Genomic DNA, 24,531 nt, shown 5'->3' with positions numbered 1-24,531 from the left:
GCTCCCTCGAAGGGGAGGCGCGCCCGGTGTCGTGCCAATCGTCGTCCTGCTGTGGGTGGGGTTACCAGTCGCCCCCGCCGAAGTCCCCGCCGCCGAAGTCGCCTCCGCCGCCGAAGTCCCCCCAGCCGCCGCCGCCGAAGTCGCCGCCACCGCCGAAGTCGGTGCCGCTGTCGGCGACCCCCTGCTCGTAGCCGGCGCCGTAACCGCCGTGGCCGCCGAATCCGCCGCTCAGCATGCTGCCCATCATGGTGCCGACGAGCATGCCGGTCATGACGTCGCCGAAGCCGCCGTAGTAGCCGTAGGCGTAGGGCTGGTAGGCCGGTCCCGCGTCGTAGTACGGGCGGCGCTGGCCGTTGACCATGACCTCGCGGGTCTGCGGCTCGAAGCCGCGCTCGACGGCCTCGGCGTCGGCCGCGCAGGCGGGCACGTCGCGCAGCGCGCCACCGGGCGGGGCCCAGCGCACGTCGCGGACGGAGGGCCCGTGCTGCGGGTTGAAGAAGCACGGGGAGCGCCGCTCGGGCAGCGGCTGGTTGTTGACGCGCGCCTTCACGCAGGCGAGCGCGTAGCGGCCCTCCTCCAGCGCGGTGGTCACGCCGCGGAGCTCGTCGGGGCGCTTGACCGCCGCGAGCTCCACCTTGGCCCGTTCGTAGGAGTCCAGGGCGCGCTGCCAGTCCTGCAGGTGGTCGGCGCCGTTGCCGAGCAGCTTGACGTCGGTGTCGAGGTCGGTGATCTCCTCGCCGAACTTGGTAACGTCCTCGTCCACGGTCTGCTTGACCGCGGCCAGCTCGGCGGCCTCACGGATCTCACGATCCTTCTTCTTCTTTCGGGAGTAGAAGAAGATGCCCGCGCCACCGGCCAGGGCCAGCACCAGGATGCCGACCAGCACACCGCTGCTGGAGCCGCTTGAGGAGCTGGAACCGGAGGAGTTGGCGGGGACACCGGCGCCTTGCGCCGCGTCGCTCGCCAGCTTGGTGAAGTTGATCACGCTGTCGGTCGGACTGTTGGTCTTGGCCCGTCCGAGCAGTTCGTCGATGTCGACGCCCTTGATGTTCGTGACGCCGAACGGGGTCCTGCCGCTCATCACCAGGACCGTCGACTTGGGGCCGACGCTCTTCAGGAGCGAGCTCAGCAGGGTACTCGCCTGGGACTGGCTGGTGATCGAGTTCTCGGGGAGCAACGCCACGTAGACGGAGGAAGACTTTTCGGCCGCGCCGCGCATGGCGCCGACGGCGTTGGCGGGCAGGCCCGCCGCGGGATCGGCGTAGAAGCGGTCCCCGTCCTTGAGCTCCGAGGCGATCGCACTGGGATCTGGCGCCGCGGCGTGGGCCGCCGGGGCGAGCATGAAAACGGCCAGCAGCCCGGCGAGCAGTGCCATGAGCATGGCACCGAAACGGCCTGGCGCGGTTCTTATCGTGGTCACGGCAGAAAGCCTCCTTCGTCCTGAAGACGAATGAGTGGACGTCAGAGTTCCTACATCCCGACCGTATCCTTTTCCGAACCGGGTCAGGCGCCTACCGGGGCATCCGGTGTGTGATCGTCGCGTCACGGTCCGCGCGGGTCCGCGCACCCGAAAACTCCAGCGGGCGTTCCCGGTGCGAGGTCCACGACCTCCCACCGGATCTCCAGGGGTTCCGTCTTCGGAACGGTGTGCCGAAGACGGTGAACGCGGGCGGACACCGCGCCGGGCGGGACCTCAGACGTCCTTGATCTCGCAGATCGTGGCGCCCGAGGTGACGGTCTGGCCGACCTGCGCGGCCAGTCCGGTGATGGTGCCGGCCTTGTGCGCGGCGAGTGGCTGCTCCATCTTCATCGCCTCCAGCACGACGATCGTGTCACCGGCCGCGACGGTGTCGCCGTCGGTGGCGACGACCTTGACGATCGTGCCCTGCATCGGGCTGACCAGCGAGTCGCCGCTCGCGGCCTTCTTGGCCACCCCGCCGCCGCCGCGGCGCGGTGCCTTCGACGCCGCGCCGCCCGAGCCGGGGTTCCCGGCGGCGAACCCCGCGGGGAGCACCACCTCCAGCCGCTTGCCGGCCACCTCGACGGTGATCCGCTGCCGCTCGCCCGGCTCCTCGGCCTCGCCGTGCCCTCCCGCGTGCGGCGCGATCGTGTTGTCGAACTCGGTCTCGATCCACCGGGTGTGCACCGAGAAGGGCTCGCCGGTGAACGCGGGATCGGCCACCACGGCACGGTGGAAGGGCAGCACGGTCGGCATGCCGTCGATCTCGAACTCGGCCAGCGCCCGGCGCGAGCGCTCCAGGGCCTGCGCCCTGCTGGCCCCGGTCACGATCAGCTTGGCGACCAGGGAGTCGAAGGACTGCGGGACGGTCATGCCGGCCTCGTAGCCGGCGTCCAGGCGCACCCCGGGACCGGAGGGGGCGCTCATCCGGGTGATCGTGCCGGGGGCGGGCAGGAAGCCGCGCCCGGCGTCCTCGGCGTTGATCCGGAACTCGATCGAGTGGCCGCGCAGCACGGGGTCGCCGTAGCCCAGCTCCTCGCCGTCGGCGACGCGGAACATCTCGCGTACCAGGTCGACGCCGGCGACCTCCTCGGTCACCGGGTGCTCGACCTGCAGCCGGGTGTTGACCTCCAGGAAGGAGATCGTGCCGTCCTGGCCCACCAGGAACTCGCAGGTGCCGGCCCCGACGTAGCCCGCCTCGCGCAGGATCGCCTTGGAGCTGGTGTAGAGCAGGTCGAGCTGCTCGGAGCTCAGGAAGGGGGCGGGTGCCTCCTCGACCAGTTTCTGGTGGCGGCGCTGCAGCGAGCAGTCACGGGTGGACACCACGACCACGTTGCCGTGGGTGTCGGCCAGGCACTGGGTCTCGACGTGCCGGGGACGGTCCAGGTAGCGCTCGACGAAGCACTCGCCCCTGCCGAACGCGGTGACCGCCTCGCGGACCGCGCTGTCGTACAGCTCGGGGATCTCCTCCAAGGTGCGCGCCACCTTCAGCCCGCGCCCGCCGCCTCCGTAGGCGGCCTTGATCGCGATCGGCAGGCCGTGCTCGGCGGCGAAGGCGACGACCTCCTCGCTCCCGGAGACCGGGTCCTTGGTGCCGGCCACGAGTGGCGCGCCGACCTTCTGCGCGATGTGGCGGGCCTGCACCTTGTCGCCGAGCGCGATGATCGCGGCCGGCGGCGGGCCGATCCAGGTCAGGCCGGCGTCGATGACCGCCTGGGCGAAGTCGGCGTTCTCGGCCAGGAAGCCGTAGCCGGGGTGTACGGCGTCCGCCCCGGTCTCCGCGGCGACCCGCAGCAGCTTGGTGATGTCGAGATAGGTTTCCGCGGGCGTCTGGCCACCAAGGGCGTGCGCCTCGTCGGCCACCCGGACATGGAGTGCGTCCAGGTCCTGGTCGGAGTAGACGGCGACGCTGGCCAACCCGGCGTCCTTGCACGCGCGGGCGATTCGCACCGCGATCTCACCACGGTTGGCGATCAAGACCTTATGCACCGACGTCGTTCCCTTCAGGCGTGCGAACAGGGGGGCTGGCGGGCCTCCAACGGAGTGTAAGCGGCGCCTGATGGCGGAGCGGAGGAGGGTCCTACCTGCCCAGGTACGCGCCGCCGTTGACGTGCAGGACCTGCCCGGTCACGTGGCGTGCCTCGGCGGAGGCGACGAATCGTACGGTCTCGGCGACGTCGTCCGGGGTCCCGGCCCTGCCGTTCCTGGTGCCCTCGACTCTGCGGCGCACCCCCTCCGAGGTGAGACGGCCCCGGAAGAACTCGGTGTCCACGATCAGGCCGGGGGAGACCACGTTGGCGGTGACGCCCCGTGGCCCCAGCTCGGCGGCCAGGTCGGCGGTCCACGCCTCCACGGCCGCCTTGGCCGCGCCGTACGAGCCGGAACCGGTGCCCCTGGCCGCGATGGAACCGATCGTGATGATCCGGCCGCCCTCGGCGAGGCGCGGGATGAGCGCGCTGGTGACCAGTACGGCCGATATCAGGTTGGCGTTGAGGTTGGCCCACCAGCCCTCCGCCACGTCCATCAGGTCGTCGCCGGACGGCACCCGGTCCAGGTTGGTGTTCCCGCCCGCGTTGTTGACCAGCACGTCCACCCGCGCGGGCAGCCGCTCCAGCGCCTCGCCCACCGCCACCGGGTTGGCCGCGTTGAACGCCACGTACGAGACGCCCAGCCGGTCGGCCGCCTCCTTGAGCACCTGCTCGCGCCGCCCGGTGACGGTTACCCGGTCGCCCTGCGCGGCGAACACCGTCGCGATGGCGTAGCCGATTCCGGTGCCTCCGCCCGTCACCACAATCTCACGCACTGCCCATATCTCCTTGAATCACTAAAAATCAAGACAATGAAGAACGTTAGCCTCTCGATGGAGAAGGGAACGTCCATAGCCGCTCGGTATATCCCGGATACCCCTGTGATCCGTACGCCTATCGTGATTTCGTTTGGTGACCAACCCCCGACACCGATCCGAAGGAGACTGGCATGAGCCAGAACTTGCTCGGCGGCAACCCCGCGGAAATGCAGCAGATGGCCACCCAGTTCACCCAGCAGGCCGACCAGGTCAGAGCCACCGTGGCCGCCCTTGACAGGGAGGCGGCGAAGGTCGGAACCGCCTGGACGGGGCCCGGCGCCCAGCGTTTCAGCGAGGCCTGGCAGAACTACCGCGCCGCTTTCCAGCGCATGTCCGAGGAGCTCGGCGAGGCTTCTCGGGTGATCAACACCTACCGCGGCAATATCGAGTCCGCCACGCGATAGGAAACGGCCCGCCGAAATGCCCCGGTTCTTGAAAGACCGGGGCATTTTCATGTGACGGCCGCCTGGATGGGGGTCACCGAGCCCAGGGTCACCAGCAGGCCGCGTCCCGGGGGGCCGCCGACCGCGCCGCGGGGCAGCCGGACCGTGAACAGGTCGCCGTCGGCGGGGCTCTGCACCGAGAGCAACAGGCCGGTGCGCCCCTTGCGGGTCTCGGCCGCGAAACCTCGGTAGGCGGTGGTCAGGTCGCCCGTGGTACCACCGATGATCATGCCGTGCTCGCCGTCCCTGCCGCTGCGGAGCACCTGTTCGAGCGCGGTGCCCAGGGGGGAGTCCGGGGAGATCAGCTCGGCGTCGTCGACGATCACGACATAGCGGTCCTGCCCCGCCACGGCCTCGGGCAGGTCACCGTTCGCGTCCAGCACGGCCAGCACGCCGGGGGTGTCCACCAGCGTGCACAGCGGGCTGCGCCGGGGAGTCACCAGGACAGTGGGGGTGCCCTGGGAGAGCAGGGAGTGGGTGGCGGTCAGCAGCGCCGTGGACCTGCCGGACCTGGGCGGCCCCGCGACGACCGCGCCGGGGCCGTGGGCCAGCAGGTCGACGCCGAGCGGGGCCAGCGAGTCGCCCCCGGCGCCGAACAGCGCCCACAGCGGAGACGGCGGCCGGAAGGAGGGCGCCAGATCCAGGACCTGCGCCGCGGTGACGCGCATCGGCAGCGCGTCCACCCGCATCGGCGGGTCTGCGGTGATCTCCGGTGCCGACCGGGCCAGCGCCTGGAGCGCGGCGACCTGCGCCGGCCCCGAGGGGTCGTCGCAGAGCAGCGCGATCTGGCTCTCGGTGGTGCCGTACTCGCCGACGGACAGCGCGCGGCCCGGCGCCAGGGTGGCGGGCAGGTCCTTGACCGGCAGCCCGGCCAGGCCGTAGTCGGACGGGTCGGCCAGCCGCAGGATCAGCCGGTCGTCGAAGACCGTGGAGATCTGCCCGAGCAGCACGGACCTGTCACCGGTCACCACGGCGCGCAGTCCGACCGCGGGTCCCTCCCGCAGCAGCTGCATCAGCGAATCGATCAGCCGCCCGTAGTCGTAGCCCTCGAACGCGGCGACGAACCCCTCCCACCGGTCGAGCATCAGGACCAGCCACGGCAGCCGGGGGCCGTCCGTGCCGGCGCGCAACTCGGCCAGCGAGGCGTACCCGGCCTCGGCGAGGAGTTGCTGGCGCCGCCCCACCTCCGCGCGGAGCCGGGCCAGCAGCCGTTCCACCCGGTCGAGCTGGTCGCGCGTCACCACGGCACCGCAGTGCGGCATCGCCATCAGGGGCAGCAGCGCCCCCGAGCCGCAGTCGATCGCGTGCACGTGTACGTCGTCGGGGGAGGTCCGGCCGGCGATCGCCCCCGCGAGCGTGCGCAGCGCCGTGGACCGCCCGCTGCGCGAGGCGCCCGCGATGAGCAGGTGCCCCCCGCCCGCGAGGTCGAGCGCCAGGGCCCGCCGGTCCTGCGCCCAGGGCATGTCGGTGACCCCGAAGGCCAGCGGTGGCACCTCCTCGACCCCCGCCCGGTAGGGCAGGCCGGTGGACGGCGCGGAGAGGCCGGGGACGACCATGAGCTCGGGGAGCGGTTCGAGCCAGGGGCTCGGCTGCTCCGCGACCCCGGCGACGCGGGCCGCCTCGACGAGGGCGTCGGCGAGTACGGACAGGTCGGTGACGTGGCCTCCCTCGGTCCCCGCGCGCACCGGCCTGGGGCGCCCCAGAGCCTGCCAGCCGACCTCCGTCACCCGCACCCTGGCCTCGCCGCCCGAGACGCCGGGGCTCCGTCCGCCGATCCGCGCGGTCTGCACCGCCGTCGCCGCGCCCGCGCCCGACTTCACGTAGCACCGGCCGGGAGCGGACTTGGGGATGTACGCGGCGTCCGGGCGGTCGATGACGTCGGCGGACTCGGTGCCCTCGGTGACCCGCAGCGCGATCCGCAGGGACGTGTTGGCCTGGATGTCGGCGGTCACCACCCCGCCAGGGCGCTGGGTGGCGAGGATGAGGTGGATGCCGAGCGAGCGCCCCCGCCTGGCGATGTCGACCAGTCCGGTCATGAAGTCGGGCAGCTCGCTGACCATGGCCGCGAACTCGTCGATGACCAGCACCAGCCGGGGCAGCGGGGCCGGCGGCTCGGCGCGCCCGCGCAGCGGCCTGACCGGCGCGCCGCTCCCGGCGACGAGCAGGTCGCGGGAGGCACGGGCCGTGCGGGCGTCGCGCAGCTCGTGGTAGTCCTCGATGTCCTTCGCCCCCACGGCCAGCAGCAGGCGCTCACGGCGCCGGATCTCGGCGGCCAGGGAGGCCAGGGCCCGCTGGGTCAGGTGGCCGTCGAGGTCGCTGACCATGCCCACGGTGTGCGGCAGCCGCACGCACTCCTTGAACGCGGCGCCGCCCTTGTAGTCGATCAGCACGAACGTCATCTCGTCCGGCCTGTTGGCCACCGCCAGCGAGCAGATCAGGGTCTGCAGCAGCTCCGACTTGCCCGCGCCGGTGGTGCCCGCGATGAGCGCGTGCGGCCCGTCCCTGCGCAGGTCGACCGAGAACAGCCCCTCGGGGCCCACCCCCACCACGGCCTCGGTCGCCCGGCCCCAGCGCTCGGCCAGGGCCGTACCGGAGACCGACGGCAGCTCCAGCAGGTCGAGCAGCCGCGCGGAGCCCGGCAGGGCGAGGCCGGCATCGTCGCGGCTGACGTCGCGGATCGGCGCCAGCGAGCGGGCCAGCCGGTCACACCAGGCGGCCGTCACCTGGTCGGCCAGGATCTCGCCGAGGTCGTCCAGGCCGCCGCCGCGCAGCCGCACGGTGCCGTCGGCCTCCATGGCGGCGACGGTGGCGCACTCCTCGGGCAGCAGCCGCTGGTCGCCGTCCACCGCCAGGGTGTAGACGCCCGCGCGGGGCCCCTGGCGCAGCACCTGGGGCATGCCCGGCAGCGCGCGCAGCACCTGCGCGCCGTCCAGCACCACCAGCACGTCGTAGGGGCGCTCGTCGTAGACGGGGGCGGCGTACGGCTGTTCGGACCCGCCGCCCCCGCCCAGATCGCCCCAGCCGGCCGGTACGCGGCCGAGCCTGGCCGCGGGTCCCGCGGCGGCGTCCTCGCCGAGGCGCTCGTCGATCAGCGCGGCCAGCTCGCCCACCCTGCGGGCCGCGGCCTCGGGGTCGGCGCCGACCAGGGCCACGCAGTCCTCGCCGCCACGCGGGGCGCAGTGCGGCAGCCACCGTACCCAGCTCCACCGCTCCTCGCCGTCACCGTGCGCGGAGAGCACGACGATCGCCAGATCGCGCGGGCTGTGCAGGGCGGCGGCCTGGCCGACCAGCCAGCGTGCCAGCCCGGCCGTCGTCTCCCTGGGCCCGGTCAGACCGGCGACGCCCAGGCGGCGCATGGCGAGTGCCACCGGCACCGCCTGGCAGGTGGGCGGGGCGGGCATCGGGGTGTCGGCCGGCGCGGAGCGCTCGGGGGTGAACTCCAGCTCGGCGGGGAGGTCGGCGAGGCCGACCCGGAGCCGCAGCGCGTCGGGGTCGTGGTCGCGCCGCTCCCAGAGCCGCCGCCGGGGGCCCGTCACGGTGAGCAGCACCTCGGCGGGGTCGGGCGCGGCGGCACGGCGGGCGGTCTCGTCGTCGGCACGGGCGCGCTCCACGGTCGCCTCGAAGACCTTCAGCCGCTCCCGGTACTCCTTGAGTTGTCGGCGGTACTGCTTGCGGCCGTGCCGCCGGTCGCTCCACCACTGGCCGATCATGATCAGCGGGGTCATGAACGCGAACAGCAGGAAGTACGGCGACTGGAGGGCGATGGCCATGCCGACGCCCAGCGCGGCGGGCAGGAACGCGGTCAGCAGTTGCAGCCGCATGGTCTCGGCCCGCCTGGGCTCGGCCGGCACCTCGAAACGCCGCGCGCCGCCCGGCGGGCGGAACCTGGGCGGCCGGTTGTAGGCCAGGCCGCCGTCCGGCTGCGCGTCCAGGTGCGCGTCGGGCGGCTCCACCGCCTTGAGGGTCAGCACGCTGCCGCCGCAGCTCAGCAGGGCGTGCTCGGGCCAGGGCAGCGGATCTTCCAGCCGCTCGCGGTCGAGCAGGGCCCCGGCCCTGTTCCCAGGGTCCCCCGGCTCCACGGTGATGGCGTCCGGGGTGAGCCGCACCACGGCGGCCAGCGCGGGCAGCCGGGGGTCGGACACGGCCACCGAGCAGGCGGGGTCGGAGCCGATGGTGTGCACGCCCAGGCTGAGGCGGTGCACCGATCCGGCGGCGGGCCCGCCGACCACCCGGATCTCCACGATCCCGCCGGGCTCCTCGGCGAGGGTGGCCAGGGCGAGCGAGCGGTCCAGGGTGACCAGGTCGCCGTCGCGGAGCAGGCCGAGCGCGGGGGCGTCGGGGTCGAGGGGGCGGCCGTCCAGCCAGAGCGCCGGGGGCTCGGCCCCGGCCGCGTCACGGCCCAGCCCGTACGGGGCCTTGCTTCGCGTCAGCCGCACCACGTTGCTCGGCCGCTCGCCGCCCTGGCCCGCGAGTGACTCCGCGAGCCGTGCCACCGTGGTCGTCTCGTCGCCCTCGACCACGACATCGCGGTCGGCGTGCTCGCTGAGCACAGTGAGCATGATCCGCATCGACGCTCTCCTCGGGTCAGGCCCCGGGTCCACCGTACAGAGTGAAAACGGGGTCCGAGAGGGTGTTCGCGGCAATCTCATGGCTCGCGACCCGGTATGTGGAAAACATCCCAACCTGTGGATAACTCTCCGCAGGTGGCTGCTGTTTATACCGATTTATGGGGATATTTGGTGATTTATCGCCTCGCGGGTGTCGGCCTGCCCGAGGTACGGAGCTGTGGAAAACCTGTTCGGAGAACCGGCGGCACGGCGGGCCGAGGTCCGGGCCAGAAGCTCGCCCGTCTTCTCCTCCAGTAGCCCGGCGTACGCGCTGACCTCGGAGGTCACCTCGGCCAGCCCGACGGCCGCGCGGTGCAGTCCCTCGATCATTCGCTCGGTCATTCGGTCCGTCGTGGGGACGGCGGCGAGGTGTTCGGCCCTGCGGCGGCGCATTCGCCCGGCCGCCGAGCGGAAAAAGAGCCTGACGCGTCCCCCGCCCGAGGCGTCACGCCCGGATGATGTGGCCATCTCTCCAGGGTGCCACATTTTGAACAGGTTCAGGGTTAAGGAGAACGCACACCTGTGAGCAGAGGAGGGTGATGGGGTGCCGTAATGATTGGGGGTAAATGCTGTGACGATTGGTACAAGAGTTAATTGCCGCCCATATCACCTAGATAAGTGTCCCGTCATCTAGCGAAACCGCCACTTTCTTCTGAAGCGGCATTGACAGACGTGTTCCTATCAAACGAGCATGGGTTCTGGTTTTTGTCCGACAGCCCGTCGGCATGGTGCGCATAATGGCGTAAATTCGACCAGTAGTCCCCATATTTATGATCACTCTGGGAGTCCCCCTACCCATGAGGACCAGTGAGAAGCCAACGGGCCGTGTCCCGGTGAACGCCGAGCGCCAGTCGTCGGCGGGCACCCTGTCCGGGCCGGCGTCGCGCAAGCTTCCCGTGCCCCCACGCGAGCGCAAACCAGCCCTCGCCGCCCTCGCCGTCCTCCTCATCCTGGGCGGCGCCCTCGCCACCACCCTGCTCGTGCTGCGCAGCGGCGACCGCGTCTCGGCGATCGCCGTCTCCCAGCAGATCGGTGCGGGCCAGCAGTTCACCGAGGCGATGCTCAAGGAGGTCCAGATCGCCGACACCGGAATCGGCTACGTGGCCTGGTCCCAGCGCGCCCGCGTCGCGGAGAACTTCGCCCGCGTCACCCTCATCCCCGGAACGCTCCTGACCCGCGAGATGGTGGTCTCCGCCAGCAGGGAACTGGGCCCCGGCAAGGCCCAGGTCGGTCTCGCCCTCAAACCCGGACAGTCACCGGGCACCCTGGAGCGCGGGGATCGGGTCCAGGTCGTCTACGTGCCGAGCAGGGGCGGCGGCGCCGGCCAGGAGCGGCGGGTGCTGGCGCAGAGCGCCCTGGTCCACCAGATCGGCACGCCCGGCAGGAGCGGCGCGAACGGCCTGGTCACCATCATCGTGGACAGTTCCATCTCACCGGAGGTCGTCGCGTACGCCTCCACCGGTGAGATCGCGCTCGCCGAGCTGCCGGGAGCGCGCTGAGGTGGCGCTCATCGTGCTGGCCGCGGACAAGGGCGCGCCCGGAGTGACCACGGCGGCCACCGCGCTCGGCGCGATCTGGCCGCGTCCGGTGCTGCTCGCCGAGTGCGACCCGGCGGGCGGCGACCTCGCCTACCGCCTGCCAGCGGCCGACGGCGGTGTGCTCAACCCGGCCAGGGGCCTGCTCACCCTGGGGGCCACGGCCCGTCGCGGACTGCACCCGGAACAGATCCACGAGCACACCCAGAAGATCATCGGCGGTCTGGACATCCTGGCGGGGCTGACCCACGGCGAGCAGGCGGCCGGGCTGACCTGGCTCTGGGGTCCGCTCGGCCGGGCACTGGCCACGATGCCCGGCGCCGACGTGCTGGCCGACTGCGGACGCCTCGGCGGCCACCCCCAGCTGGCCGAGCTGACCGCGGAGGCCTCGCTGGTGGTGCTGTTCACCAGGGCGAGCCTGGACCACGTCGCCCACCTGCGGGAACGCCTGCAGATCATGCCTCGCGAGCCGCAGGTGGGCGTGGTCGTGATCGCCGACCCCCGGCAGTACCGCACGACGATCGAGGAGGTCCGCCGGATCGTGGTGGGCACCGGCAGGAACCTCGCCTTCGTGAGCGGGCTCGCGCACGACCCCAAGGGCGCGGAGCTGCTGCGCGGCCAGTGGGGCGGGCGCCTGGACCGCTCCCTGCTGATCCGTACCGCCCGGGAGCTGGGCGGCCGCCTCGCCGCACAGGTCAGCGCTCCCGAGCCGGTCATGGGCGTGCCCGTCGAGCCGTCGAGCGGAGCCAGGCCGTGACCATCGACCACACGCTGGTCAAGCGCTTCCGGCAGGACGTCGGAGACAGGCTGGCCCACCAGCGCCGGCTGGACCAGGCCAGCGGCCTGCAGCCGATGACCGGTGAGGACGAGCGCCAGTTCGCCCGCGCGCTGATCGCCCAGATCCTGGAGGAGTTCGCCCGCGGCGAGATCGGCGTCGGCAGGACCCCGCCCACCGCCGAGGAGGAGGAGGCACTGGCCGCGGGGATCCACGCGGCCCTGTTCGGCGTCGGCCGCCTCCAACCCCTGCTGGACGACCCCGAGGTCGAGAACATCGACATCAACGGCTGCGACCGGGTGTTCGTCGGCTACGCCGACGGCCAGGAGCTCATGCGCGAGCCGGTGGCCGAGTCCGACGAGGAACTGGTCGAGCTGATCCAGATCCTCGCCGCCTACAGCGGCCTGTCCAGCAGGCCGTTCGACACCGCCAACCCCCAGCTCGACCTGCGCCTTCCCGACGGCTCCCGGCTCTCGGCCGTGATGGACGTGACGGTCCGCCCGTCCATCTCCATCCGCCGCTCCCGGCTGGGCAAGGTCTTCCTCAGCGACCTGGTGGGGAACGGCAGCCTGACCCCGGAGCTGGGGCGGTTCCTGGCGGCGGCGGTGGCGGCCAGGAAGAACATCATGATCTCCGGTTCGACCAATGCAGGGAAGACGACACTGCTGCGCGCCCTGGCCAATGAGATCCCGCCCTCCGAGCGGCTCATCACCGTCGAGCGCGCCCTCGAACTCGGCCTCGACCAATTCCCGGAACTCCACCCCAACGTGGTCGCCTTCGAGCAGCGGCTGCCCAATTCCGAGGGCCAGGGCGAGATCACCATGGCGGAACTGGTCCGCCGCTCCCTGCGGATGAACCCGTCCAGGGTGATCGTCGGAGAGGTCCTCGGCGACGAGATCGTCACCATGCTCAACGCGATGACCCAGGGCAACGACGGCTCGCTGTCGACGATTCACGCCAACTCCTCGATGGAGGTCTTCAACCGCATCGCGACCTACGCGCTCCAGGCCACCGAGCGCCTGCCGATCGAGGCCACCCACATGCTCATCGCGGGCGCGATCGACTTCGTGGTGTTCATCGAGAAGCGCAACGACTACGCGGTGGGAGGCAGGCTGCGGCGCTTCGTGTCGAGCGTGCGCGAGGTGGCCGGAGTGGACGGCAGGGTGCTCTCCTCGGAGGTGTTCGCCATGGCGCCCGACGGCCGGGTCGTGCCGCACGCGCCGCTGTCCTGCCTGGAGGAACTCGCCCACTTCGGCTACGACCCGGGAGGCTGGACATGACCTCCCTGCCCCCGGGCCTGTTCGACCCGCTGGTGATGCTGGCCGGCATCGCGATCGGCGCGGGGCTGTTCCTGCTCGTCGTCGCGCTGTACGGGGTGCGCCCCCGCCCGTCGTCCCCCGGCAGGAAGGCGGGCAGGCGCGAGTTCGTCCGGGCCCTGTCCACCCGTACCGCGGTGGGGGCCATCGTCGGGGTGGTCGTGCTCGTGGTGACCGGGTGGCCGGTCATGGCGGTCGGAGCCGTGCTCCTCGCCCTGGCCTGGCGGGGCCTGTCCGGCGGAGCCGCCGAGGAGCGGACCGCGATGCGCAGGCTGGAGGCCCTGGCCGCCTGGACCGAGTCGCTCCGCGACACCATCGCCGGGGCGGCCGGGCTGGAGCAGGCGATCCCGTCCTCGATCCGGGCGGCGGCCCCCACGCTCCGCCCGCACCTGCGGTCGATGGTCGACCGCCTGCACACCAGGATGGCGCTGCCCGACGCGCTCAGACGCTTCGCCGACGAGCTCGACGACCCCTCCGCCGACCTGGTCGTGGCCGCCCTCATCCTCAACTCCAAGCTGCGCGGCCCCGGCCTGCGTGACGTGCTCGGCGCGCTGGCCGTCTCCGCCCGCGAGGAGCTCGACATGCGCCGCCGGGTCGAGGCCGAGCGCCGCTCCACCCGGCGGAGCGTACAGATCGTGGTCGGCACGGCCATCGCCTTCGCCGTCATGCTCGTGGTGTTCAACCCCTCCTACGTCGAGGAGTACGACAACGCGCTCGGCCAGGCCGTGCTCGTGGTGGTCGCCGGTCTGTTCGGCGCCGGGTTCGCCTGGATGCGCCGCCTGGCCCGCTTCGACAAGCCCGCCCGCCTGCTGGGCCTGCCCTCCGGGGGTGAGGTGTCCGATGACTGAGGCGCTGCTGGCGGGCTCCGTGCTCGGGATGGGCCTGTTCCTGTTGTTCCGGGCGCTGTTCCCGGCCCGCCCGGGGCTGGTGACGCGGCTGCTGGCGCTCGACGCGGCCCGCGAGGGCACCGACGCGCCTCGCGCCCGGCTCATCCTGCCCGACGAGGAGGTCAGCGTCCTGCGGCGCGGCCTGGGCGAACGGATGGCCCGCTTCTACGCGGCCAGGGGCTGGGAGGCGCGCTCCGCCAGGGCCGACCTGGCGCTGCTCGGCAGGTCGTTCGAGGGCTTCCTGGCCACCAAGGTGCTGCTGGCGGTCTCCGGGCTGCTGGCCTTCCCGCTGCTGGTCGGCTGGTTGGTGCTGATGGACTGGGGCATCTCCCTCACCGTCCCGCTCTGGGCGGCGCTGGTGGTCGCCGGGGTCTTCTTCGTCCTGCCGGACCTGCAGGTCAAGCGGGACGCCGCGCGGATGCGCCGCGACTTCCGGCACGTCGTCGGCTCCTTCCTGGACCTCGTCGCGATGAACCTGGCGGGCGGGCGCGGGGTGCCCGAGGCGCTGATGATGGCGGTCTCGGTGGGCAGCCCCGGCCCCGACGAGGAAGGCGCCAACTGGGCGATGTCCCGCATCCGCGAGGCGCTCGGCAACGCCAGGATCGTCGGCATCACCCCCTGGCAGGCCCTCGGCCAGCTCGGTGACGAGATCAACGTGGACGAGCTGCGCGACCTGTCCGCGGCGCTCGGCCTGGTCGCCGACGACGGCGCCAAGGTCCGCTCGTCCCTCACCGCCCGTGCCGCGACCATGCGCCGCCGCGAGCTGGCCGAGATCGAGGGGCAGGCGGGTGAGCGTTCCCAGTCGATGCTCGTCGCCCAGCTGCTGCTCTGCGCGGGTTTCGTGATCTTTCTAAGTTTTCCGGCCGCTATGAAGATGTTGGGGTCCTGACCATGCTGAGCCACCCGTGGATCACTTACGTGACCGCCGTTCTGAGCGTCCGGATCACCAGGGCGCGCAACGCCCCCACCAGGGGGGCCTCCGCCGTCGAATGGGTCATCATCACGGCCATCATCGCCGGGGTGGCGCTCGGTCTCGCCACGCTCATCAAGACCCTCGTCGAGGGGAAGCAGGCGGAGATCTCCAGCCAGTTCGGCGGCGGGGGCGGCGGGGGCGGGGGCGGGGGCGGCGACCTTGGAGACCCGTGACCGTGAGCGGGGCCGCCCCGGGAACGGGGAGGCCAGGCCCGGCCGGGACGGCAGCCGGAGTGACGAACGCGGCGCCACGGGACGCGGTGCGGGTTCGGCCACGCGCCGACGAGGCCGGGCCGGTGGCCGGAGCAGTGGCCGGGGCGGTGAACGCGGTGCCACCGTGGTCGAGTTGGCGATCATCATGCCGGTGGTGCTGGTCGTCATCCTGCTCATCGTGCAGTCCGCCCTCTGGTTCCACGGGCGCCAGATCGCCGACGCCGCGGCCAGGGAGGGGGCGCGACTGGCCCGGGTCGACACCGAGTCCTGGCAGCAGGACGCCGAGTCCCGCGCCCAGGAGGTGATCCGGACCGTCGGCCCGAAGCTCCTGGAGGGCGCCACGGTCACCGCCTGGGAGGAGGGCGACCGGCGGGGTGTCGAGGTGACCGCCTCGGCGGTCCAGGTCGTCCCGCTGCTGCCCTCCACCACGTTCACGGTCACCGCGCGTTTCGGCGGTCCCGTCGAGTGTTTCCGGCCCGACGACGGAAGCGAAGGATGCCTGTGAGCCGGCCGATTCCCGCGGCCGGGGACGATCGGGGGTCGCTCAGCGCCGAGACGGTGCTGCTGGCCCCGGTCTTCCTGCTCTTCCTGCTGTTCCTGGTCGGCGCGGGAAGGGTGGTGGAGGCCCAGGGCGAGGTCAACGGCGCCGCCAGGGACGCGGCCAGGGCCGCCTCCGTCGAGCGCACGCTGGCCAATGCCGAGGACGCCGCGGCCGAGGTGGCCCGCGCCGCGCTATCGGGCGAGTGCGAGCCCGAGGTCAGCCTGGCCGGTACGGACTGGAAGGAGGGCGGCCGGGTCCACGCCCAGGTGACCTGCTCCCTGGACCTTGAGTTCCTGGGCTTCGGCGCCGCCAAGGAGATGAGGGGCGACTCGGTGGTCCCGCTGGAACAGTTCCGGAGAGTCGAATGAATCTCGTGAACCCATCCTCGCGGTGCCGGGGCCTCCCCCGTCGAGCGGTGGCACGCCGGGGGTCCGGGCACTCGCCCGCTCCGTGTCGCCTCGCACCCCTGCCCGTGGCATGCCGGGCGTCCGGGTGCCCGGCGGGTTCGGGTGCGGGGAGAGGGCGACACGGTGAGCGGGGATCGATGTCGATCTTCACGGTGATCTTCTCGGTGGTGGTGTTCCTGCTGGCCGGGCTGCTCGTGGACGGCGGGGCCGCCATCAACGCCCGGCTGCGGGCCGCCGACGTCGCCGAGCAGGCCGCCAGGGCCGCCGCGGACCAGATCGACGTCGAGCACCTGCGCGCCACCGGCCAGGCCCGGCTGCTGGGCGAGGGCGAGGTCTGCGCGAAGGCCGAGGAGATCGTCTCCGCCCATGGCGCCGGCGACGTCCAGCTCACCCAGTGCGCGCTCGGCGGAGCCCAGGCCGAGGTCACCGTGAACGTCTCCGTCACCTGGAAGGCGTTCTTCCTGGCCGCGTTCGGCTTCCCCGGCTCGGACATGGAGGCCCTGGCCGCGGCGGGGCCGGACATCGGGGCAGACCAATTGCCGTGAATCGCTGGCCCACCGGTTGACCGACGACGAATCTGGACGGGGAGGGAGACGAATGCCCACGCGACAGCCCGTGCGTATCAAGGACAGGCGCACACCGGGAGACCTGCTGGCGGGCCTGCTCGCGCTGGCCGTCCTGGTCGCGCTCATCGTGGGGGTCCCCTACGCCCTCTTCCGGCTGGCCGGGCCGCCGCTCCCGCCCGAGCTGCGCAACCTCGACCTGCTGACCAGCCAGGTGGGTACGAGCACGATCGTCGCGATCCTCGTGCTGCTGGTCTGGCTCGCCTGGCTGCAGATGGTGGCCTGCGTGCTGGTCGAGATCTACGCCGGAGTGCGCCGGGTCGGGATGCCGGCCCGGGTGCCGTTCTCCGGGGGCACCCAGATGTTCGCCAACCGGCTGGTCTCGGCGGCCATGCTGCTGTTCACCGTCTCGGCGGTGGCTCTGCCGATCGCGAAGCTGACCAGCCTGCCGCCCGCGACCTCCGCCATCGTCTCGACCGGGCTGTCGGCGGCGTCGGCCCCGGCCGACGCCGAGCGGGTGGAGCTGGCGCCGGTGCAGAAGGCCAAGAAGGTCTACGTGGTGCAGCCGCCGCACGGCCGCCACCACGAGAGCCTGTGGGAGATCGCGGAGAAGTGCCTCGGTGACGGGCGGCGGTATCCGGAGATCTACCGGCTCAACCAGCACCGGGAGCAGCCGGACGGCAGCCGCCTGCGGATGGCCGACCTGATCAGGCCCGGCTGGGTCCTGGACATGCCGGACGACGCGCGCAACGTGCACATCGTCCCGGCGTCCCAGCCGCGCGACGACACCCTCAAGGACCACCCTGGCAAGCCCGCCGAGCTGGACGGCCGTACCCAGACCTTCACCCCTGGCGGTGCGGACCTCCCGGCGGAGCCCGCACCCGAGATCTCCACTCCTGGCGAAGGCGCGGGCCGGGCACGGGAGAACGGGCGCCACGACACGGCCGAGCGCCGTTCCGACACCGCCGCCTCGCACGACCCGCGCCAGGTGCCCGTCCCCAGGGCGACCGCCGAGCGCGGTCCGGACACAGCGGCCACCACGGCGGCCACCACCGCACCCGCCACCAACGCGCCCGAGCGGCAGAATTCCGGCGCGGCGGATCCGGGAGCGGCGGTGGCGGGGCACGCGGAGAACGGGCAGGACACCGGGCTGGAGATGCTCGACTACCTGGCCGGGGCCTCGCTGGCCGCGGCCGGGCTGCTGGTGGCGCTCGGCCGCAGGCGCAGGCAGCAGCTCTGGCACCGGGCGTTCGGGCGCCGGATCACCCGGCCGAGGGAGGACGCCGCCCAGGCCGAGCTGGCGCTCAGGCTCGGCGCGGACGCCCCGGGCAGCCGGATGCTCGACGTCGGGCTCCGGCTGCTGGGCAGGTCCCTCGCCGCCCAGAACCGCGTCCCGCCCACGGTCTACGCGGCCCACCTGTCGCCGCAGACCCTCGACCTGTGGATCCACCCGCCGGACCCCGACGCGCCCGCGCCCTGGAGTGCCCATGACGGAGGCCAGGTCTGGCGGCTTCCCGCGCACGAGGGCCGGATGCTCGACGAGCAGGCACTCGCCGACGCGCCCGCGCCGTACCCGGGGCTGGTCTCGCTCGGTTCCAGCGGCGAGGGCAGGGTGCTCGTCGACCTGGAGGCCGCCCACGGTCCGATCAGCATCGGGGGCGCACAGGCCACCGCGGCACTGGCGGCGCTCGCCGTGGAGCTGGCGACCAACCGCTGGTCGGACCGGATACGCGTCACGCTGGTCGGCTTCGGCGAGGAGCTGACCGTGATCGCCTCCGACCGGATCAGGTACGTGGGCAGCCTGGCGGAGATCCTGCCCGAACTGGAGGCGTCGGGCAAAGACGGCGGTAACCGAGGCGAGGTGCTCACCGGCAGGATCCACGGACGCGCCGCCGACCCGGTCTGCACCCCGCACTACCTGCTGTCCGCGATCGCCCCCACCGAGGAGGAAGGCCGCCGCCTGGCGCTGCTCGCCAGGAAGGGCGTCAGGACCGCCGCCGGGTACGTCATCGCGGGTGACGTGCCGCACGCCACCTGGAACTGGACGATCACCGAGGAGGGCCGCGCCAGGGTGGACGCGCTCGGGTTCGACGTGGCCGCGCAGCTGCTGCCCCGGCGGCAGTACCGGGCACTGATCGATCTGTTCCTGGCGACCGAGCGACTGGAGGGCGAGCCGCTCGCCGACGAGCCGGAACCGGTCATCGGGACACCCTCGGTCGAGGTGCGGATCCTCGGCCCCGCCGAGGTCGTCGGCCCCTCGCCGATGGAGGAGGGGCGAGCCGTGATCGCGGTCGAGCTCGTCGTCTACCTGGCGACGCACCCCGGCGGCGTCCACCCCGTCGTGCTCGGCGGCATCCTGTGGCCACGTGGCGTGCAGGCGGTCGTCAGGGACGCCACGATCGCCAGGGTCGTCGCATGGCTGGGCACCGACAGTCAGGGGCGGCCCAACCTCTACGCCGACACCTCGGGGCGGCTGCGGCTCGGCCCCGAGGTGCGCACCGACTGGATGCTCTTCCGCGACCTCGTCCGGCGGTCGCACGCCAACCCCGGCGGGCGTCCCGAGCTCCTCGATCGGGCACTGGGCCTGGTACGGGGTCCGCTGCTGAACGGCCGCCCGCGTGGCCGCTACGCCTGGCTGGCGGCCGACGACCTGGAGTACGACGTGACCGCGGGCGTCGCGGACGCCGCGCACCGGCTCTGCGAGGTACGGCTGGCCCGCGGTGAGACCGACCAGGCGGTGGCGGCGGTGCGGGCCGGGCTGCTGCTGGCCGCCGACGACGAGGGGCTCTGGCGCGACCTGCTGCGGGCCACGCATCTCACCGACGACCCCGTCCGCTTGCGTGCCGTGGCCGACGCCCTGCACCGGCGGGCCGCCTCCCACCCCTACGGCGGTGGGATGGCGCCGGAGACCGAGGCCCTCATCGACGAGCTGCTGCCCGCGTGGCGGATGCGCTCGGCCCCGACGGCATGACGGGCCCGGCCGACCGGTCGGACCCTGCCCGCACGTCGGGTGCCGGGTCAAAGAGTCGTCACCAGGGCGATGCCGCGGGGCTCGCGGGAGAGGACGCCGGGGTGGCGAGCCGTCGCCCGGGGGGCGAGGTGGCGGAGTGTGGCGAGATCGAGGGGAGAGCCATGCCGAATCGTGCATATCGGTGGTTCCGCCGGGCGGGCGATCCTAGCGTGATCGGTGTGCGTGTGGTGATCGCGCTGGTCATGCTCCTGACGGCGGCCTGTACCCCGTCGGCGGCTCAGCCGTTCACTCCCGTTGATCTTTCCGCGGAGGCCTCCTCGCCGGGATCCGCGCAGCCCTCCCCCGGCGGCTCCGATCAGACGGTGCCGAGGGTGGAGACGGTCAAGGTCGCGCCAGAGGTACGGGTGGTGGTCGAGTGGCCCGCCGCGCCCGACGCCGACACGACCGCGATGATCGAGGTTCTCCGCGACTACTTCGCCGGAGCCTTCAGGGCGGTCGTGAGCCAGGGCCGTGACACCGGCTACCTCGACGTGGTCGAGTACGACGCGGTCGACGACGCGTCCTCCTGGGTGGGGGCGTTCCTCGACGAGCGCAGGTCGGTGCGGGGGACCGCCCGGCTGTACGCCCTGAACGTCAGCGCGGCCAGCGGCTCGGGCGACGACCGGGGGGCGCAGCTGGACGTCTGCGTCGACGAGTCGAAGATGCGCCTCCTCGACCTCTCCACCGGCAAGCCCGTCGCCAGGCAGCCCGAATGGACCAGGAAGCCCTTCCTCCAGTCCGCCGCGATGGGGCGGGCCGCCGACGGGGGCTGGCGTATCAGGCTCTTCCGCCACGCGAAGCTCCCCGACGAGCGCGCGAAGGGCTGCCTCAGATGACTCTCTTCCCGCGGCCGGAACCCGGTCCCCCCACCGGAGGTGTTCGATGATCGGAAAAGTGGTCCTCGCGGGGTCGCTGCTGTTCACCCCCTCGGTGCCGTCCGCTCCGCCCGACACCGGGGGAGTGACCGGTGAGGCCCATCAACGCGGCCGCGAGGCCGGGGTCACCCTCAAGGACTCCCGGATCGTCGTCACGGGCACCGGGCTCAGCGGGAAGAGCGACGGGTATCGGATCAAGCGCCCCTGCTGGTACGAGCCCCGGGGCAACGCCGCCGACATGCTGGACGCGCAGCGAGACGCCCTTCCCGACGCCCTCCCCGGGCAGGAGTGGGAGCGGCGGAAGGAGGCGCTGGAGCCGTTCGAGGCCCGGGTCGGCCAGGAGGGCACCTGGTGGCAGCGCGCCTACAACTCCGCCGACCCGAACGGGCTGGCGTGCGTGGCCGCACTGGGCGAGCCCTATGTGTTCGCCCCCCCGAACACCACGCCGCCCGCCGGGATCACCATCGCCGAGCTGGTCGAGATCGCCCGTGCCGCGCTGACCGTGCCCGAGCCGAAGATCGAGCTCAACCCGGACGCCAAGAGCTACGTCAACCTGCCGACCTGGGTCTGGCTGAGCGGCGTCGGCGAGACCACCAGGTCCGTGACGGCGACGCTGCCCGGGGTGATGAGCGCCACCGTGACCGCCACCCTTGAGGACATCCGGATCGACGCGGGCACCACCGCCGACCGGGCGGAGGTCAAGGAGGAGTGCGGCCCCGGCGGCAAGCCGTACGCGAAGGGCGGCACGTTCACCTGCGGTGTGCGCTACCTGCGGGCCTCGGTCGATCAGCCGCGTGACGTCTACGTGCTGACCGTCACCTCGGTCTGGCCCATCGAGATCGAGGACGACGTGGTGCCCTTCGCCTACGACCCGGTCGAGGTCGGGGTCACCCGCGACGTCCCGGTGGGCGAGGTGCAGAGCACCGTCAGGAAGACCGGCTGAGGCGGTCACCCGCCACCATCCGGGCCGGCCTCGACGTCAAGGTGCGGTGACCGCCGATGTTCAGCCGGTTCGGCGGCAGGAGGCCGCCGGAGACGACCCCGGCCCGGGAAGCCGGCGAGGGCGCCTGGCCGGACACCTCCGCTCGCGCTACTCGCCGGCGATCGCCTTCTCGTGGGTGAGCAGCCACCGCTTGACCGGCGTGCCGTAGTAGTAGCCGCCGAACCCGCCGGTGGACGGCAGGACGCGGTGGCAGGGGACGAACGGCGCGATCAGGTTCTGCGCGCACGCGCCCCCGGCCGCCCTGGCCGCGGTCCTCGGCAGGCCCGCCCGCTCGGCGAGCTCGGCGTAGCTGATCGTGACGCCTGGCGGGACCTCGCGCAGGGCGGTGAGCAGCCGCTGCCGGGTGGGGGTGCCCGGCTGTTCCAGCGCCACGGAGTCGAGGGCCGCCAGATCGCCGTCCAGGTAGTCGCGTACGGCACGCGCCGGGTGGCCCAGGTCGGCGGTCAGGGCCAGGCCCTCCGACCGGAGGCCGGGGGAGAGGCGCGCGAACATCTCGTCCGGGGCCTCGGTGAAGCCCGCCGCGACCAGGACGCCCTCGCGGGCGAGCAGCGCCAGCGGACCGGTCGGGGTGGTGAGTACCTGTGCTTCTATCATTCCGAACTCCAAAGATGCAGTGCGGCGTACGCCCGCCATGGGCGCCACCGCTCGATGTGGTCTTCCGGGATGCCCAGGCAGGCCATGGCCCGCCGCAGGCCGAGGTCTCCGCCAGGCCAGGCGTCCGGGTCGCGCAGCGCCCGCAACGCGATGTAACCCGAGGTCCACGGCCCGATCCCGGGAATCTCCAGCAGCCCGGCCACCGCCTGGGCGGGCTCCTGCGCCCCGTCCAGGTCGATCTCGCCGTCCGCCACCCTGGCGGCGAGCGCCTTCAGCGTGGCCACCCGCCGCCCGGTCAGGCCCAGCCCGTCCAGATCCGCCTCGTGGAGCTCGGCCGCGGTCGGGAACAGGTGGGCCGGCCCCTCGCCGCCGCCCGTCCCGGGCTGCGGGCGCCCGGCTCGGGCGGTGACACGCCCGAGGATGGTGCGGGCACCCGCGACGGAGATCTGCTGGCCGATCACGGCGCGGACGGCGACCTCGAAGCCGTCCCACGCGCCGGGCACCCGCAGCCCGGGACGGGCGGTGACGAGCGGTTCCAGCGAGGTCTCGCCAAGGACGGCGGAGATGGCCTCGGGGTCCGCGTCGAGGTCGAGGAGGCGGCGGCAGCGGGCGACGATCCTGGCCAGATGACCGGTGTCGTCGACGCTCACCTCCAGCCGGACGTGGTCCACCTCGGGGGTGAGGGTGACCGTGCCGCCGGGGACGGCGCGGCGGTAGGACGTGCCGTCCGCGTGCTCCAGACCGGGGATCGCCCGCGCGGCCAGGAACCGCATCAGGGCCGCGGCGTCGTACGGCTCCCTGCGGTGCAGCCGCAGGGTCAGTGCGTCGCCCGAGACGTCGGTGCGGCGTCGCGTGGTCGCCCGCAGATCGCCCGGGGTGAACCCGTAGGTGTCCTTCATGGTCGCGTTGAACTGCCGGACGCTGCCGAAACCCGATGCGAACGCCACGTCGGCGATCGGCAGCCCGGTCTCGGTCAGCAGCTGCTTGGCCAGCAGCAGGCGCTTGGTCCTGGCCACGGCCAGCGGCCCCACGCCGATCTCCGTGGTGAACAGCCGGTGCAGGTGCCGCTCGGTGATGTGCAGCCGCCCGGCCAGCCGAGTCATCCCGCCGTCGTCCGCCACGCCCTCGTCGATCAGCCGGAGCGCCCTGCCGACCAGGTCGCCACGGTGGTCCCAGCCGGGGTCGCCGGGGCTCAGTTCGGGCCGGCACCGTTTGCACGGCCGGAACCCGGCCGCCTCGGCGGAGGCCGCGTGGCGGTAGAACCGCACGTTGCGGCTGGCGGGGGTGCGTGCCGGGCAGATCGGCCGGCAGTAGATGCGGGTGGAGGTGACCGCCGTGTAGAAGCGCCCGTCGAACCGGGCGTCCCTCGCGGCCACCGCGCGGTAACAGGCGTCGAAGTCGAGCTCTCTCACGGACATGCCGACGACGTTACTCGCAGCCCACCCCGTACGACTGGCGGGAATCGGACATGGTCGTGGCGGCCGTCGGGGGGAGGGCCGTGACCCGCCGAGGCGTGCGCGTCACTTGGAGGAGACGCCGACCCCGATCTCGAACTCCCGGTAGACGCGGGCCCAGAATCCGTCGCGCAGCCAGACCCGTGCCTCGGGGTAGGGGCGCAGGGAGTGGCCCAGCTCCTTCTCCGCCTCGATGAGCAGCTCGGTGTCGATGACCGTGGGCAGGATCGGCCCCGGGAGCAGGTCGCGGATGTTGTCGCGGCCACGGGTGAGGATCCACTTCTGGGCCACGTGCTCGCCGACCTCCTCGACGCGCGGACGGCTCGGGCCCAGCTTGGTGACCTGGCCGGCGGGAGCCTTGGGCTTGGCGGTGGCGGCGGTGCGCCCGGCGAAGACCTGGGCGGGGGAGGGGGCGATCGGGGCGGCGGGCACCGGGACCGGCGCGGGGGCCCGGCTGAAGAAGGAGCGCAGGAAGTCGGCACTGATGATCTCGACGGTGTCGGACTCCCAGACCAGGCGCTCGGCCTGGTTGGTGCCGTACGGCGGCTCCACCCCCCACAGGTGGATCCGCACCCCGTAGGCCTGGGCGGCCTCGACGGCGGGGACCATGTCCTCGTCCCCGGCCAGCAGGATGGTGTCGCTCACCGCGTGGTGCCTGGCCAGCGCCTCCAGGTCGCTCCTGATCTGCGCGTCCACGCCCTTCTGCTGGCCCCTCGCATTGAGGTTGCCCAGGCGGACCTTGACCCAGGGGAGCTGCGCGATGACCCGCTGGTCGACGGTCGGCACCCGGTCGCGGGCGGCGTCGTACCAGTAGATCCTCAGCAGCTCGCCGTGGATCCGTTCCTCCGCGTGCTTCTGCAACGCCTGGATCAGTTCGTCCGCCGCGACCCGGTACTCCTTGCGCTCCTTGGCACTCAGAAGCACCTCCCCCGCCGCGGCGTACAGGTACCCGACGTCGACCAGGACGGCGTACTTCGCGGCGATGGGGTGTGACGTGAGGTCCAGGATGGTCATGTCGTCCTCCAGGCCTCG

21 protein-coding genes are annotated in these 24,531 nt (G+C 72.7%); 13 read left to right on the top strand and 8 right to left on the bottom strand.

Going from position 1 to position 24,531, the window contains the following annotated elements; genetic code table 11:
- Positions 1–61: 61 nt before the first annotated feature.
- From IG98_RS51835 to IG98_RS0107750, 3 genes are all read right to left on the bottom strand, one after another.
- Positions 62–1,420 carry a hypothetical protein gene (locus tag IG98_RS51835; protein ID WP_030907672.1) on the bottom strand — a complete coding sequence of 453 codons (1,359 nt, stop codon included), beginning with the start codon at positions 1,418–1,420 and terminating at the stop codon, positions 62–64.
- 273 nt (positions 1,421–1,693) lie between these two features.
- The gene (locus IG98_RS0107755) at positions 1,694–3,448 is read right to left on the bottom strand and encodes an acetyl/propionyl/methylcrotonyl-CoA carboxylase subunit alpha (protein ID WP_030907669.1); all 1,755 of its coding nucleotides are present in this window, start codon (positions 3,446–3,448) and stop codon (positions 1,694–1,696) included.
- Positions 3,449–3,539: 91 nt separating this feature from the next.
- Positions 3,540–4,262, bottom strand: coding sequence for an SDR family NAD(P)-dependent oxidoreductase (locus tag IG98_RS0107750; protein WP_030907666.1), 723 nt, complete (start codon positions 4,260–4,262; stop codon positions 3,540–3,542).
- A gap of 173 nt (positions 4,263–4,435) precedes the next feature.
- Here IG98_RS0107750 and IG98_RS0107745 point away from each other — a divergent pair, with 173 nt between their 5' ends.
- Positions 4,436–4,708 carry a WXG100 family type VII secretion target gene (locus tag IG98_RS0107745; protein ID WP_030907662.1) on the top strand — a complete coding sequence of 91 codons (273 nt, stop codon included), beginning with the start codon at positions 4,436–4,438 and terminating at the stop codon, positions 4,706–4,708.
- Positions 4,709–4,755: 47 nt separating this feature from the next.
- On the opposite strand, the gene IG98_RS0107740 is transcribed toward IG98_RS0107745, so the two are convergent.
- Together IG98_RS0107740 and IG98_RS0107735 are read right to left on the bottom strand one after the other, a co-directional pair.
- Positions 4,756–9,315 (bottom strand): type VII secretion EssC family protein, encoded by a 4,560-nt coding sequence (locus IG98_RS0107740; RefSeq protein ID WP_030907658.1) that lies wholly within the window; start codon positions 9,313–9,315, stop codon positions 4,756–4,758.
- Positions 9,316–9,471: 156 nt separating this feature from the next.
- Positions 9,472–9,822: a hypothetical protein gene (locus tag IG98_RS0107735; RefSeq protein ID WP_030907655.1), complete on the bottom strand. Its 351-nt coding sequence runs from the start codon at positions 9,820–9,822 to the stop codon at positions 9,472–9,474.
- Between the two features lie 329 nt (positions 9,823–10,151).
- Here IG98_RS0107735 and IG98_RS0107730 point away from each other — a divergent pair, with 329 nt between their 5' ends.
- From IG98_RS0107730 to IG98_RS0107675, 12 genes are all read left to right on the top strand, one after another.
- On the top strand, positions 10,152–10,853 hold the full coding sequence (locus IG98_RS0107730; protein WP_051751733.1) for a CpaB family protein: 702 nt from the start codon (positions 10,152–10,154) through the stop codon (positions 10,851–10,853).
- Positions 10,816–11,646 carry a hypothetical protein gene (locus IG98_RS0107725; protein ID WP_245651431.1) on the top strand — a complete coding sequence of 277 codons (831 nt, stop codon included), beginning with the start codon at positions 10,816–10,818 and terminating at the stop codon, positions 11,644–11,646. Before IG98_RS0107730 ends, IG98_RS0107725 begins: the two co-directional genes overlap by 38 nt.
- Entirely contained in the window at positions 11,643–12,944 is a 1,302-nt protein-coding gene (locus IG98_RS0107720) for a TadA family conjugal transfer-associated ATPase (protein ID WP_037969505.1), read from the top strand. Before IG98_RS0107725 ends, IG98_RS0107720 begins: the two co-directional genes overlap by 4 nt.
- Positions 12,941–13,828 (top strand): type II secretion system F family protein, encoded by an 888-nt coding sequence (locus IG98_RS0107715; RefSeq protein WP_030907642.1) that lies wholly within the window; start codon positions 12,941–12,943, stop codon positions 13,826–13,828. The genes IG98_RS0107720 and IG98_RS0107715 overlap by 4 nt, the downstream gene beginning before the upstream one ends.
- Positions 13,821–14,756: a type II secretion system F family protein gene (locus IG98_RS0107710; RefSeq protein ID WP_030907639.1), complete on the top strand. Its 936-nt coding sequence runs from the start codon at positions 13,821–13,823 to the stop codon at positions 14,754–14,756. Before IG98_RS0107715 ends, IG98_RS0107710 begins: the two co-directional genes overlap by 8 nt.
- A 29-nt stretch (positions 14,757–14,785) precedes the next feature.
- On the top strand, positions 14,786–15,013 hold the full coding sequence (locus IG98_RS0107705) for a hypothetical protein (protein ID WP_245651430.1): 228 nt from the start codon (positions 14,786–14,788) through the stop codon (positions 15,011–15,013).
- A 163-nt stretch (positions 15,014–15,176) separates the two neighbouring features.
- Positions 15,177–15,557: a TadE family protein gene (locus IG98_RS0107700; protein WP_245651429.1), complete on the top strand. Its 381-nt coding sequence runs from the start codon at positions 15,177–15,179 to the stop codon at positions 15,555–15,557.
- Positions 15,554–15,961: a TadE/TadG family type IV pilus assembly protein gene (locus IG98_RS0107695; protein WP_051751731.1), complete on the top strand. Its 408-nt coding sequence runs from the start codon at positions 15,554–15,556 to the stop codon at positions 15,959–15,961. Before IG98_RS0107700 ends, IG98_RS0107695 begins: the two co-directional genes overlap by 4 nt.
- 176 nt (positions 15,962–16,137) lie before the next feature.
- Positions 16,138–16,545 (top strand): pilus assembly protein TadG-related protein, encoded by a 408-nt coding sequence (locus tag IG98_RS0107690; protein WP_051751729.1) that lies wholly within the window; start codon positions 16,138–16,140, stop codon positions 16,543–16,545.
- 52 nt (positions 16,546–16,597) lie between these two features.
- On the top strand, positions 16,598–19,534 hold the full coding sequence (locus IG98_RS0107685; protein ID WP_030907624.1) for a hypothetical protein: 2,937 nt from the start codon (positions 16,598–16,600) through the stop codon (positions 19,532–19,534).
- A gap of 218 nt (positions 19,535–19,752) precedes the next feature.
- Positions 19,753–20,409, top strand: coding sequence for a hypothetical protein (locus IG98_RS0107680; RefSeq protein WP_157594196.1), 657 nt, complete (start codon positions 19,753–19,755; stop codon positions 20,407–20,409).
- 46 nt (positions 20,410–20,455) lie between these two features.
- Positions 20,456–21,391, top strand: coding sequence for a hypothetical protein (locus IG98_RS0107675; protein WP_030907618.1), 936 nt, complete (start codon positions 20,456–20,458; stop codon positions 21,389–21,391).
- Between the two features lie 147 nt (positions 21,392–21,538).
- On the opposite strand, the gene IG98_RS0107670 is transcribed toward IG98_RS0107675, so the two are convergent.
- The 3 genes from IG98_RS0107670 to IG98_RS0107660 form a co-directional block, all read right to left on the bottom strand.
- A complete protein-coding gene (locus IG98_RS0107670; RefSeq protein WP_030907615.1) occupies positions 21,539–22,045 on the bottom strand; it encodes a methylated-DNA--[protein]-cysteine S-methyltransferase in 507 nt (168 codons plus the stop codon).
- Positions 22,042–23,463, bottom strand: coding sequence for a DNA-3-methyladenine glycosylase 2 (locus IG98_RS0107665; protein ID WP_030907612.1), 1,422 nt, complete (start codon positions 23,461–23,463; stop codon positions 22,042–22,044). Before IG98_RS0107665 ends, IG98_RS0107670 begins: the two co-directional genes overlap by 4 nt.
- Positions 23,464–23,565: 102 nt before the next feature.
- Entirely contained in the window at positions 23,566–24,513 is a 948-nt protein-coding gene (locus IG98_RS0107660; RefSeq protein ID WP_030907609.1) for an NYN domain-containing protein, read from the bottom strand.
- Positions 24,514–24,531 lie beyond the last annotated feature (18 nt).

Origin of the sequence: Streptosporangium amethystogenes (genome assembly GCF_000721075.1) — a bacterium.
In the GTDB taxonomy this organism is placed as follows: domain Bacteria; phylum Actinomycetota; class Actinomycetes; order Streptosporangiales; family Streptosporangiaceae; genus Streptosporangium; species Streptosporangium amethystogenes.
Note: the sequence above shows the minus strand (reverse complement) of the source record. Positions and strands in the feature narration are given on the sequence as shown.